Annotated in this window: 15 protein-coding genes; 9 read left to right on the plus strand and 6 right to left on the minus strand. The window is 54.9% G+C overall.

Features of this window, described 5'->3' with window-relative positions:
- Positions 1-24 precede the first annotated feature (24 nt).
- Together gatD and HV107_RS06830 are read left to right on the plus strand one after the other, a co-directional pair.
- On the plus strand, positions 25-1,068 hold the full coding sequence (gene gatD / locus HV107_RS06825) for a galactitol-1-phosphate 5-dehydrogenase (protein WP_182062597.1): 1,044 nt from the start codon (positions 25-27) through the stop codon (positions 1,066-1,068).
- 110 nt (positions 1,069-1,178) lie between these two features.
- Positions 1,179-1,952 carry a DeoR/GlpR family DNA-binding transcription regulator gene (locus tag HV107_RS06830; protein WP_182062599.1) on the plus strand — a complete coding sequence of 258 codons (774 nt, stop codon included), beginning with the start codon at positions 1,179-1,181 and terminating at the stop codon, positions 1,950-1,952.
- A gap of 71 nt (positions 1,953-2,023) precedes the next feature.
- Here the strand turns inward: HV107_RS06830 and rsmI are convergent, their stop codons facing one another.
- Positions 2,024-2,887, minus strand: coding sequence for a 16S rRNA (cytidine(1402)-2'-O)-methyltransferase (gene rsmI / locus HV107_RS06835; protein WP_182062601.1), 864 nt, complete (start codon positions 2,885-2,887; stop codon positions 2,024-2,026).
- Between the two features lie 62 nt (positions 2,888-2,949).
- Between rsmI and HV107_RS06840 the strand changes: the two genes are divergently transcribed.
- The 4 genes from HV107_RS06840 to dolP are packed head-to-tail and all read left to right on the plus strand — an operon-like array spanning position 2,950 to position 6,664.
- Complete coding sequence (locus tag HV107_RS06840; protein ID WP_182062602.1) at positions 2,950-5,115, plus strand: penicillin-binding protein activator; 2,166 nt, start codon at positions 2,950-2,952, stop codon at positions 5,113-5,115.
- The gene (locus tag HV107_RS06845) at positions 5,073-5,468 is read left to right on the plus strand and encodes a YraN family protein (protein ID WP_182062604.1); all 396 of its coding nucleotides are present in this window, start codon (positions 5,073-5,075) and stop codon (positions 5,466-5,468) included. Before HV107_RS06840 ends, HV107_RS06845 begins: the two co-directional genes overlap by 43 nt.
- A 20-nt stretch (positions 5,469-5,488) precedes the next feature.
- Complete coding sequence (gene diaA / locus HV107_RS06850) at positions 5,489-6,079, plus strand: DnaA initiator-associating protein DiaA (RefSeq protein WP_003861754.1); 591 nt, start codon at positions 5,489-5,491, stop codon at positions 6,077-6,079.
- Between the two features lie 9 nt (positions 6,080-6,088).
- Positions 6,089-6,664 carry a division/outer membrane stress-associated lipid-binding lipoprotein gene (dolP, locus tag HV107_RS06855; protein ID WP_182062606.1) on the plus strand — a complete coding sequence of 192 codons (576 nt, stop codon included), beginning with the start codon at positions 6,089-6,091 and terminating at the stop codon, positions 6,662-6,664.
- A 49-nt stretch (positions 6,665-6,713) separates the two neighbouring features.
- Here the strand turns inward: dolP and HV107_RS06860 are convergent, their stop codons facing one another.
- The 3 genes from HV107_RS06860 to HV107_RS06870 are packed head-to-tail and all read right to left on the minus strand — an operon-like array spanning position 6,714 to position 8,864.
- On the minus strand, positions 6,714-7,751 hold the full coding sequence (locus HV107_RS06860) for a permease (protein ID WP_182062608.1): 1,038 nt from the start codon (positions 7,749-7,751) through the stop codon (positions 6,714-6,716).
- A 36-nt stretch (positions 7,752-7,787) separates the two neighbouring features.
- Positions 7,788-8,432, minus strand: coding sequence for an NAD(P)H-binding protein (locus tag HV107_RS06865; protein ID WP_182062610.1), 645 nt, complete (start codon positions 8,430-8,432; stop codon positions 7,788-7,790).
- A 3-nt stretch (positions 8,433-8,435) separates the two neighbouring features.
- A complete protein-coding gene (locus HV107_RS06870; protein WP_182062612.1) occupies positions 8,436-8,864 on the minus strand; it encodes a YhbP family protein in 429 nt (142 codons plus the stop codon).
- 14 nt (positions 8,865-8,878) lie between these two features.
- Here HV107_RS06870 and HV107_RS06875 point away from each other — a divergent pair, with 14 nt between their 5' ends.
- Positions 8,879-9,208, plus strand: a complete 330-nt coding sequence (locus HV107_RS06875; protein ID WP_182062614.1) for a GIY-YIG nuclease family protein — start codon at positions 8,879-8,881, stop codon at positions 9,206-9,208.
- On the opposite strand, the gene HV107_RS06880 is transcribed toward HV107_RS06875, so the two are convergent.
- Together HV107_RS06880 and HV107_RS06885 are read right to left on the minus strand one after the other, a co-directional pair.
- Positions 9,195-9,698 (minus strand): GNAT family N-acetyltransferase, encoded by a 504-nt coding sequence (locus HV107_RS06880; protein WP_182062616.1) that lies wholly within the window; start codon positions 9,696-9,698, stop codon positions 9,195-9,197. The two genes, HV107_RS06875 and HV107_RS06880, sit on opposite strands and share 14 nt — an antisense overlap.
- Positions 9,692-10,216, minus strand: a complete 525-nt coding sequence (locus HV107_RS06885) for an SCP2 domain-containing protein (RefSeq protein WP_182062618.1) — start codon at positions 10,214-10,216, stop codon at positions 9,692-9,694. The genes HV107_RS06880 and HV107_RS06885 overlap by 7 nt, the downstream gene beginning before the upstream one ends.
- 220 nt (positions 10,217-10,436) lie before the next feature.
- On the opposite strand from HV107_RS06885, the gene HV107_RS06890 reads away from it, so the two are divergent.
- On the plus strand, positions 10,437-11,432 hold the full coding sequence (locus HV107_RS06890) for a peptidase U32 family protein (RefSeq protein WP_182062620.1): 996 nt from the start codon (positions 10,437-10,439) through the stop codon (positions 11,430-11,432).
- A 7-nt stretch (positions 11,433-11,439) separates the two neighbouring features.
- Positions 11,440-12,318, plus strand: coding sequence for a U32 family peptidase (locus HV107_RS06895; protein WP_182062622.1), 879 nt, complete (start codon positions 11,440-11,442; stop codon positions 12,316-12,318).
- Positions 12,319-12,363 lie beyond the last annotated feature (45 nt).

Below are 12,363 nucleotides of genomic sequence, written 5' to 3' on the forward strand. Positions count from 1 at the left end.
CCCCCTTTTTTTCTGGAGTGAATCATGAAATCAGTGGTAATTCATGCTGAGGGCAGCGTGCGCGTTGAAGAACGCCCTGTCCCACAAATTAAGGCGGTGGATGATGTGCTGGTGCGCGTAGTCTGCTCGGGGTTATGCGGCTCAGACATCCCGCGTATTTTCGCCAAAGGGGCACACTTTTACCCCATCACCCTGGGCCATGAATTTAGCGGCTATGTTGAAGCCTGTGGTTCGGCTGTGACCGATCTCACGGCTGGTGATGCAGTTGCCTGCGTCCCGCTGCTGCCCTGTTTTTCCTGCCCGGAATGTGAGAAAGGCTACTACTCGTTATGTAAGCAGTACCAGTTTGTCGGTTCACGCAGCGAAGGGGGTAACGCAGAATACATCGTCGTTAACCGCGCTAATCTGTTCCGTTTACCCGCGGAGATGAGCATCGAAGACGGCGCGTTTATAGAACCCATTACCGTAGGGCTTCATGCGTTTCACCTTGCTTCAGGATGCGAAGGTAAAAACGTCATTGTGGTTGGCGCTGGCACTATCGGCCTGCTGGCGATGCAGTGCGCGCTGGCCCTGGGTGCCAAAAGCGTGACCGCCATTGATATCAACGACGATAAGCTCGCGCTGGCGAAAACGCTTGGAGCAACCTGCGTATTCAACAGTAAAGTCATGAGTGCTGAAGCGATCTCGGCCCAGCTGAACGATAACCGCTTTGAGCAACTGGTGCTGGAAACGGCCGGTGCGCCGCAGACCGTTTCTCTGGCTATTGATATCGCGGGGCCACGCGCAAAAGTGGCGCTGGTGGGAACGCTGCACCATGACCTGAATTTATCGGCTGCCACATTTGGCAAAATTCTGCGAAAAGAGCTGACCATTTTCGGTAGCTGGATGAACTATTCCGCCCCCTGGCCGGGCGAAGAGTGGGAAACGGCCGCGCGCCTGCTCACAGAGAAAAAACTGAAGCTGGAACCGCTCATTGCGCACGTTGGCAATAGCGAAAGCTTTGCCCAGGCCGTGCAGGCACTGAACGGCTCGCCCATGCAGGGCAAGATAATGCTACGCCTCGCTTGAGCCTTCGAGCCAGCAACCTGAGCTGGCTCACATTTACTTTCGAATATTATCGTACACCTTTCGCATACCTTCGATTAGAATAGGGATAGTTAATTGTCAGGCAAATCAATATGAACTCATTTGAACGAAGGAACAAAATAGTTGACCTCGTCAACGCTCAGGGCAGCGTCATGGTGCTGGATCTTTCGAGTCTGTTTGGGATTTCGGAAGTGACGATTCGTACCGACCTGCGCCTGCTGGAAGAAAAGGGGCTGGTCACACGTTTTCACGGTGGCGCAGCAAGGCCCGGTAGCAATCTGGCCGAAAGCGAAAACCAGGAAGTCATCCTGGAAGATCGTTATCAGCTGGCAAGCGACCCGAAAAAACGTATTGCACTGGCCGCCGCAGCCATGATTGAAGAAGGGATGACGGTTATCCTGGACAGCGGCAGTACAACGATGCTGATTGCCGAAGCGCTGACCAAAAAAGCCAACATCACGGTTATCACAAACAGCCTTCCCGCCGCGTTTGCCCTTTCTGAAAACAAAGACATTACGCTGGTGGTTTGCGGCGGTACGGTACGCCATAAGACCCACTCAATGCACGGCACCATTGCCGAGCGCTCACTTGCGGGTATCAGCGCAGATTTGATGTTCGTGGGTGCTGACGGAATAGACGCCACAAACGGCATTACCACCTTCAATGAAGGCTATGCGATCAGCAGCGTGATGGCCGCCGCCGCCCATAAGGTGATTGCGGTACTGGATGCCAGCAAGTTCAACCGCCGCGGATTCAATCAGGTACTGCCGATGGCGAAGATTGATTGCGTGATTACGGATGAAGGGATTGTCGAGAAAGACAGCAAAGCGTTAAAACAGACATCAGTTGAACTGATTGTTGTTTAAGTGTTTAGAAGTCTGACCTTCCAGGCCGGGTAAGGCGCAGCCGCCCCCCGGCAAATACATGGGCAAGAGGCTTACTCTCCCTGCTGCTCCAGCGCATACTTATACAACGCATTTTTCTTCACGCCGTGAATTTCCGCCGCCAGGGCAGCCGCTTTCTTGAGTGGCAGCTCGCTTTGCAGCAGCGTCAGGGTGCGGATGGCATCAGCAGGCAGTGCGTCTTCTTCTGCTTTGTGGCCTTCAACAATCAGTACCATCTCGCCTTTACGACGGTTTTCGTCTTCTTTTACCCACGCCAGCAGCTCGCCAACAGGGGCACCGTGGATGGTTTCCCAGGTTTTCGTCAGCTCACGCGCCAGCACCACGTAGCGGGCTTCACCCCAGACGGTGACCATATCGTCCAGGCTTTCCAGTAAACGGTGGGTAGATTCATAGAAAATCAGCGTGCGCGGTTCGGTTTCCAGATCTTTTAGCACGTCGCGGCGGCCTTTTGATTTCGCCGGCAGGAAGCCTTCATAGCAAAAACGATCGGACGGCAAACCCGCCGCACTCAATGCGGCAATCGCGGCGCACGGTCCCGGCAATGGTACAACGCGAATACCCGCTTCACGACAGGTACGCACCAGATGGTAGCCAGGATCGTTAATCAGCGGTGTTCCGGCATCGGACACCAGGGCGATGTTCTGCCCCTCTTTCAGTTTCGCCACCAGCGTGTCAGCTTTTTGTTGCTCATTGTGATCGTGAAGGGCAAACATTCGGGCGTTAATGGCGAAGTGTTGCAGCAGTAAACCGGTATGGCGGGTATCTTCAGCAGCAATTAAATCAACGGCTTGTAATACAGTGAGGGCACGTTGGGTAATATCAGACAAATTCCCGATAGGAGTAGGTACAATATAAAGCTGGCCTTGAGAATTATCTGCCGTTTCGTGTTGTTTCATTGTTTAGTCCGTATTGCCGATTTAATATTGAGCATTGCGTAAAAAAAATCACTGGATACAGTATGGTACCGTTAACGTTTCTTCGAACAAAAGCCGCGCGCAGCGTGCCTCTGCTGCTGGCAGCCCTGATCTTTGCAGGCTGTGGCACCCAGGCACCCGATCAAAGCGCTGCCCATATGCAGGGATCCGCGCAGGCTGATTCTGGCTTTTATCTGCAACAAATGTCGCAGAGCTCAAATGATACCAAGACCAACTGGCAATTACTCGCCATTCGTGCACTGCTGAAAGAAGGTAAAACCCAGCAGGCCGCCGATCTGTTCAACCAGCTGCCGCAAGATCTTAACGACACGCAGCGTCGTGAGCAGGTATTGCTTTCAGCAGAGCTGAAAGTGGCACAGAAAGATTATGCGGCCGCCAAAAAGATCCTCGGCGACATCGACGTCAGCGCGCTGGATAAAAACCAGCAGGCTCGTTTCTGGCAAGCAGGTATCACCGCAGAACAGGGCCGTGCTTCCCTGCCGCTGCTCCGCGCACTGATTGCCCAGGAGCCACTGCTTAGCGCTGCCGACAAACAAAAAAATATCGATGCCACCTGGCAGGCGCTCTCCTCAATGACGCAGGAACAAGCGCAGCAGTTGGTGATCAACGCCGACGAAAACGTATTGCAGGGCTGGCTGGATCTGCAACAGATGTGGTTTAACAACCGCAACGATCCGAACATGCTGAAAGCCGGTATTACCGACTGGCAGACTCGCTACCCGCAAAACCCTGGTGCGAAAATGCTGCCAACGCAGCTGGTTAACGTGCAGAACTTTAAACCTGCGTCCACCAGCAAAATCGCCCTGCTGCTGCCGTTAAACGGCCAGGCGGCGGTATTCAGTCGCGCGATCCAGCAGGGTTTTGAAGCGGCGAAAAACGGCACAACTGCCGTTGCAGGCAATGCCGTGCCAGAGCAAGCCGCGCAGGCTGCTAACGTCAACACCGTGGTCAGCCCTTCCGCTGCGGAAACCAGCGACCTGACGACAGCACAAACGCCAGCCCAGGGAACTCTGCAAAACCCGGTCACGGCGCCAACAACGCCAGCCGCGACTACACCAGCAGCGGCGCCGGTACAGACACCAGCGGCAACGCAGGCTGCACCTGCCACTCAGGCAGCAACTGCACAGCCGCAGGCGACTGAACAACCTCAGACGACACAGCCTGCCCAACAACCGGCAGCACAGCCTCAGGCTGTGGCGACAACCGGCGCAAATCCGGGTGCAGAGCTGAAAATCTACGACACCAGCTCACAGCCGCTCGATCAGGTTCTGGCGCAGGTTCAGCAGGACGGTGCCAGCATCGTGGTTGGCCCATTGCTGAAAAACAACGTCGATGAGCTGATGAAAAGCAATACCACCCTGAACGTCCTGGCGCTTAACCAGCCAGAGCAAGTTCAGAATCGTGCGAATATCTGTTACTTCGCTCTCTCTCCGGAAGATGAAGCCCGTGATGCGGCGCGCCATATTCACGAGCAGGGTAAACAAGCGCCACTGCTGCTCATTCCGCGCAGCACGCTGGGTGACCGCGTAGCGACTGCATTCGCACAAGAGTGGCAGAAACTGGGCGGTGGCATTGTTTTACAGCAGAAGTTTGGCTCAGTGTCTGAGCTGAGAGGCGGTGTCAACGGCGGTGCGGGCATTTCGCTCAGCGGCAGCCCGGTTTCGGCAAGCCTGCCACAACAGCAGGGTGTCACCATTGGTGGCTTGAACATTCCTGCCCCACCGACCGATGCACAAATCAGCGGTGGCGGTAAAGTTGATGCTGCTTACATCGTCGCGACCCCGGAAGAGATCGCGTTCATCAAACCGATGATCGCCATGCGTAACGGCAGCCAGAGCGGTGCAACACTGTACGCAAGCTCTCGCAGCGCACAAGGCACGGCTGGCCCAGATTTCCGTCTGGAAATGGAAGGCCTGCAATACAGCGAAATTCCAATGCTGGCGGGCAGTAACCCGGCACTGATGCAGCAGGCGCTGGGCGCCGTGCGTAACGACTACTCTCTGGCACGCCTGTATGCCATGGGTGTTGATGCATGGGCGCTGGCAAACCACTTTACTCAGATGCGCCAGGTGCCAGGGTTCGAACTCAACGGCAACACCGGCGATTTGACCGCCACTCAGGACTGCGTGATTAACAGGAAGTTATCATGGCTCAAATACCAGCAGGGGCAGGTCGTCCCGGCCAGTTAAGCCGTAAACAGACCGGTGACGCGTGGGAAATCAAAGCGCGTCGCTGGCTTGAAGGCAAGGGACTGCGCTTTATCGCCGCCAACGTTCGCGGACGGGGCGGCGAAATCGACCTTATTATGAAAGACGGTCAAACGACCGTGTTTGTCGAAGTACGCTTCAGGCAGTCATCGCAATTTGGCGGGGCTGCCGCCAGCGTGACGCCCGCCAAACAACAAAAATTATTACAGACAGCCCTCTTGTGGCTTGCCCGCCATAATGGGAGCTTTGATACTGTGGATTGCCGGTTCGATGTGGTAGCCTTCACCGGAAACGACATTGAGTGGCTGAAAAACGCGTTTGGCGAAGACACCTGAATACGATTTAAAGGGATAACGTGCTCGAAAGAATTAAAGTGTGCTTCACAGAAAGCATTCAGACTCAGATTGCAGCGGCGGAAGCCCTCCCGGACGCGATTTCTCGCGCAGCGATGACGCTGGTACAGTCCCTGCTTAATGGCAACAAAATCCTCTGTTGTGGCAATGGCACATCGGCCGCCAACGCACAGCATTTTGCTGCCAGCATGATAAATCGCTTTGAAACAGAACGACCTAGTTTACCTGCCATTGCACTAAACACCGATAATGTGGTCTTAACAGCGATTGCTAACGATCGTCTGCATGACGAAATTTACGCGAAGCAAGTGCGCGCCCTGGGTCACGCCGGAGATGTTCTGTTGGCTATCTCCACGCGTGGTAACAGCCGCGACATCGTCAAAGCCGTTGAAGCAGCTGTCACCCGCGATATGACTATCGTGGCGTTAACGGGTTATGACGGCGGTGAGCTGGCAGGCCTTCTGGGGCCGCAGGATGTGGAAATTCGCATTCCTTCTCATCGCAGCGCACGCATTCAGGAAATGCACATGCTAACGGTGAATTGCTTATGCGATCTGATCGATAACACGCTTTTCCCTCACCAGGATGATTAAGGAGTATTCATGAAGGCTTTATCGACCCTCGCAGTCCTGATGTCTGCACTGCTACTTCAGGGATGTATTGCTGCGGCTGTTGTGGGTACCGCAGCCGTTGGTACAAAGGCAGCAACCGATCCTCGCTCCGTGGGTACTCAGGTTGATGACGGTACACTGGAACTGCGCGTAAACAGCGCACTGTCGAAAGACGAACAGATTAAGAAAGAAGCGCGCATCAACGTAACGGCGTATCAGGGCAAAGTACTACTGGCAGGCCAGGCACCGAATATGGAACTCGCCTCCCGCGCCAAACAGATCGCGATGGGTGTAGAGGGTACGACGGAAGTCTTTAACGAAGTGCGTCAGGGTCAGCCGATTGGTCTTGGAGACGCATCGTCCGATACCTGGATCACCACCAAAGTCCGTTCTCAGTTACTGGGCACTGACCAGGTGAAATCTTCCAACGTGAAAGTCACCACCGAAAACGGCGAAGTGTTCCTGCTGGGCCTGGTCACCGACCGCGAAGGGAAAGCGGCTGCTGATATCGCCAGTCGGGTAAGCGGCGTGAAACACGTCACCACCGCGTTTACCTACATCAAATAACACACACCTGACTGTAGGCCCGGTAAGCGCCAGCGCTACCGGGCTTTTTTTATATCAGCGCAATACTGCCCACAATCACTCCACTCAATGCCACCAGACCCGCAGTCAGCCACAGGGCTTTGGCCGGGAATGACTTACGCAGCATGATAAGCGACGGCAGGCTGATCGCAGGCAAGGTGATAAGCAGCGCCAGCGCCGGAGCAGTCCCCATGCCAGCCAGCATCATCGTCTGAACAATCGGGATTTCAGCGGCCGTAGGGATAACAAACAGACAGCCTGCAATGGCCATCGCAATCACCCACAGCATCGAGTTATCGATAGCACCATCCGCATGAGGGAATAGCCAAACCCGCGCAGCCCCAAGCACCAGAACCGCCAGGATATACACCGGGATAGTGCTCCAGAACAGCTGCCAAAGTGCTTTGCCCCAACGCGCAAAGAAGCTGCCCTGTGGCTCGGCGATGGTCACGTCCACAGACACAGGCTCAACGGTCTTGTCTTTCACCAGGTTCTGCACAAGCGTTGCGACCACCAGCACCGTCAATAACCCTGCAACAAGGCGGATAAACGCAAAATGCCAGCCGAGGACAAACCCCATGAACACCAGTGTAGCCGGGTTCAGCAACGGGTTACCCATCCAGAATGCCAGTGCACCGCCCATTGAAACGCGCTGGCGGCGCATTCCGGCCGCGACAGGCGCTGCGCAGCAAGAACACATCATGCCAGGCAAAGAGAATATCGTCCCCAGAAGCGTGCCCTGAAAACGCGGCTGCCCTAAGGTTTTCACCAGCCAGTTACGCGGGATAAGCACCTGAATCAGTGAGCCTAAGAGCACACCCAACACTGCAGCTTTCCAGACGGCAAGGAAATAGACCATCGCGTAATCCCACGCCGCCTGAAGCGGGCTGGAATCAGCCTGAGCAAGAATGGATTTGCCGATACTGTGCGTTTCGGCGGCAGTGAATGCTTTTCCGTAATAGGGCTGCCACTTCACATACCAAAGACCAACGATAACAACGAGAAAGAAGAGAGCGGGTTTCCACCATTGAAATGGCGTAGCCGCCTGAGATGAAGACTGACCAGTCATAGCATTCCCCAGGGAGTGTTAATAAGCCCGAAGATACTACGCCTCACCTCGCGCAAGTTCACGTAATTTTGCCGATGGGATAATGTTAACGCCCTCCTGCGATGGCGACAGCGCCTCTTTCAGCATTGCACGTGCGACATCACGCGCATGAATTGATTTCCAGTTACCGGGAAGGATCCGAAACAAAGGCGCAAAAATCGACTCGTTAAAACGACGCTTGTCGCGGTGCCCCAGCAGCATGGAGGGGCGAACAATCGTCAGATGTTCCCATTTCTGCGCAATCAGCGCGGCTTCCATTTTTCCTTTCACTTTGTTGTAAAAGAATGGCGAGTTTGCGTTTGCCCCCATCGAACTGACGACCACCAGATGTTTGGCCCCGAGCCTTTTCGCCCTGAGTGCGGTATCCACAACCAGCGCGTAGTCAGCGTGAACAAACGCCGTTTTACTGCCCGCTTCACGGCGGGTCGTGCCCAGACAACAAAAGGCGATATCAATTGGGTCGCACACATGAGCCAGTGCATCGCTCAGTTTCGGCGCATGAGGATTAAAAACACCGGGCATGGCGGCAAGCGGACGACGCGTCGGGGCGGCGATGTAGTTCACTTTTCGCTCCTGAATCAGCATACGCAGCAGATACCCACCCACCAGCCCGGTCGCACCTGTAATTAGTACCTGACTCATACCTTACTCCTGACGCAGCCAGTGGATCTTTTTACCAAACCCCAGTGTGTTATCTGTAAATTTTAGTTCATCAAGGCGGATTTCCCACACCGGCGCTTTAAGCGCAATGGCGACAGGAAAACGACGATTGTAGCGCCCGCGTTGCGCGTCGCTCTCTTCACCATCAAGACGACGGATCTCACCTTTGAACTGGACGCCACGGATCAAAGCGACCGTTTTCGGCTGGCCGTTAACCGTACCAGCGACCTTCGCCAGCTGGCCTGTCATCTGCGCATGACGTGTTTTATCTTCACTTAAGACGTAGAAGGCCACGCGCTCAGGATCGTAGTAGTAGAACGCATTCGCACACCACATTTCACCGTCATCATAAACACACCAGGTGACGACATGTTGTTTCGCCAGCCAGCGGTTAATGGCCGTCAGTGTTTCCATTTTTCTTGTCTCTCATGCTAAGGTGCGTTCACCTTAACATACTGAATCTGTTTACCGTGTCCTGGTTTCTTTATCTTGTCCGCACCGCTGATAACGCACTCTATACCGGGATCACCACCGATGTGGAGCGGCGTTTCCTGGAACATCAAACGGGGAAAGGGGCAAAAGCGCTACGCGGGAAAGGGGAATTGCGGCTGGCCTTTTCGGCTCACGTGGGCGATCGTTCGCTGGCGCTCAGGCTGGAATACCGCATCAAGCAGCTGACGAAGCGCCAGAAAGAGCGCCTCGTCGCCGGAGACGGGTCGTTTGAGGCGCTACGTGAGAGCCTGATTAAAAGCGATTGAAGTGGTCGTGGTATTCCACCAGCCCGTTTACACCGTTCAGGGCATCATCTGCCAGGCGATGCAGCTGGAAGGCAGACTCGGTGCCCGGCCAGCGACAGCGCAGATCGTAATGCGCCGCCTGTTCAAAGCCTAAACGACCGTAGAACGCAGGATCACCCAGCGTAACAACGGCGGCATAACCGAACTCATTCAGCGAATCCAGTCCTTCATAGACCAGCTGGCGGGCAAGGCCCTGGCCACGGTAGCTTTCGTCTACCGCCAGCGGTGCCATTCCCACCCACTGAAGCTCTTCACCCTGAACCGTCACCGGGCTGAACGCCACATAACCGACAACCTGACCTTCGTCATCGGTGGCAACCAGACCCAGGGTGATCAGGCCATCTTCGCGGAGATCGTGGACCAGTCGGGCTTCGGCATCGCTCGCAAAAGAACGGCGTAATAACGCATCGATACCCGGTGCATCAATTCCAATTTCAACTCGAATCAGCATGGCTCACCTACTGAAGTGTGTTTGCTTTCAGGCGGGCTTTTCAGCCCAGCCTCTACAAAATCAGCCATTTGCAGCAGAACCACGCGCAGCGCTTTCGGCATCTGCTCCAGCTCAATGGCATCCATCAAATTTTTCACGTACAGGCCAAGCTCCGTATCCCCTTCGATAACCAGACGACGCTGGAAGAAGAGTGTGTCGGGATCTTGCTTACGCGCGGCGATCATCAGCAGATCGCTGGCATTAGCGCTAAAGCTTACGTCTGCCTCAGCCGATTCACGAACAATCAGCTGGTCATTCTCTACCGAAGTAAACCAGCGCAGCCCGATATCGCGGACTTCAATACTCAGCCAGCGGCCATCAAGGAATTCCAGCTCACCTTCCTGTAACGCCTGGCGGAATTGCCAGCTCAGCACTTGCTCCAGAACCTGGCGTTTCAGCGCGAAAGGCGTCAATTTTACCGGCACGCTCAGCATTGATGGACCAAATTGTACGAGTCGTGAACGCAGTTTATCCAGCACGAGCTTTACTCCCTGATATCTATAGTCCTGTTATTTTGCCATATCCTGAGACCAACATAGCGGCGTAAATCAACAAACCGTCGTCCGGTGTGACCCATTATTGGTGCCATCAATACGCCATTAGCTGCCTTAAATCAAAAATTGTCGCGTATGGGTTAATTAAAATCCCAGTTCGTTAACAATTTTGCGATCGCTGAGATCGAGATTATCAGGATAAATTATGGAGCTGCTCTGCCCTGCCGGAAACCTTCCGGCGCTTAAGGCGGCCATCGAAAATGGTGCCGATGCGGTTTATATCGGGCTGAAAGATGATACCAACGCCCGCCATTTTGCTGGCCTCAACTTTACGGAGAAAAAGCTTCAGGAAGCCGTTAACTTCGTCCACCAGCACCGCCGCAAGCTGCATATTGCAATCAATACCTTCGCCCATCCTGATGGCTACGCCCGCTGGCAACGCGCGGTGGACATGGCGGCACAGCTGGGGGCCGATGCACTGATCCTGGCCGACCTCGCTATGCTTGAGTATGCAGCAGAACGTTATCCGCATATCGAGCGTCATGTCTCTGTTCAGGCATCCGCCACCAACGAAGAAGCCGTTCGCTTCTACCATCGCCACTTTGACGTGGCCCGCGTGGTGCTGCCGCGCGTGCTCTCTATTCATCAGGTTAAGCAACTCGCCCGCGTCACGCCAGTTCCGCTGGAAGTTTTTGCGTTCGGCAGCCTGTGCATCATGGCGGAAGGACGTTGCTATCTCTCCTCTTATTTAACCGGTGAATCCCCGAACACCGTGGGTGCCTGTTCCCCTGCCCGCTTTGTGCGCTGGCAGCAAACGCCGCAAGGACTGGAATCTCGCCTGAATGAAGTGCTGATCGACCGTTACCAGGATGGCGAAAACGCCGGCTACCCGACGCTGTGCAAAGGCCGCTATCTGGTCGATGGCGAGCGCTATCATGCGCTGGAAGAGCCCACCAGCCTCAACACCCTGGAACTGCTGCCAGAATTACTGGCGGCGAACATTGCGTCCGTGAAAATCGAAGGTCGCCAGCGTAGCCCTGCCTATGTGAGCCAGGTGGCAAAAGTCTGGCGTCAGGCCATCGACCGCTGCATGGCAGACCCACAAAACTATGCGCCGCAACCCGCCTGGATGGACACGCTCGGTTCAATGTCCGAAGGCACGCAAACCACGCTTGGCGCGTATCACCGTAAATGGCAGTGAGAAGACCATGAAATATTCATTAGGGCCAGTGCTGTACTACTGGTCAAAAGAGACGCTGGAAGATTTCTACCAGCAGGCGGCGACAAGCAGCGCCGATGTGATTTATCTCGGCGAGGCGGTATGCAGCAAGCGCCGGGCAACAAAAGTGGGTGACTGGCTGGATATGGCCAAAAACCTGGCGGGAAGCGGCAAGCAGGTTGTGCTCTCCACCCTGGCGCTGGTTCAGGCCTCATCCGAACTGGGTGAGCTGAAACGCTATGTGGAAAACGGTGATTTTCTGATAGAGGCAAGCGATCTTGGCGTGGTGAACATGTGCGCCGAACGTAAACTGCCGTTTGTCGCCGGACATGCCCTGAACTGCTATAACGCCGTCACGCTGCGTCTGCTGTTGAAACAAGGTATGACGCGCTGGTGTATGCCGGTCGAACTCTCCCGCGACTGGCTGGTGAATCTGCTGAACCAGTGCGAAGAGCTTGGCATCCGTAACCAGTTCGACGTGGAAGTGTTGAGCTATGGCCACCTGCCGCTGGCCTACTCCGCGCGCTGTTTTACCGCACGCTCTGAAGATCGCCCGAAAGACGAATGCGAAACCTGCTGCATCAAGTATCCAAACGGACGCAGTATGCTGTCGCAGGAAAATCAGCAGGTCTTTGTCCTCAACGGTATTCAGACCATGAGTGGCTATGTCTACAACCTCGGCAACGAACTGGCATCGATGAACGGGCTGGTGGACATGGTGCGCTTATCTCCGCTGGATACCAACGTGTTTGCGATGCTGGATGCCTTCCGCGCTAACGAAAACGGTTCGTCTCCGCTGCCGCTGACCGCTAATAGTGACTGCAATGGTTACTGGAAGCGTCTCGCCGGCCTGGAACTTCAGGCCTAAAAAAGGCTCACTTTGTTAACAACGGTTACTAAACTTTGATGCAGT

Source organism: Enterobacter sp. RHBSTW-00175 (genome assembly GCF_013927005.1).
In the GTDB taxonomy this organism is placed as follows: domain Bacteria; phylum Pseudomonadota; class Gammaproteobacteria; order Enterobacterales; family Enterobacteriaceae; genus Enterobacter.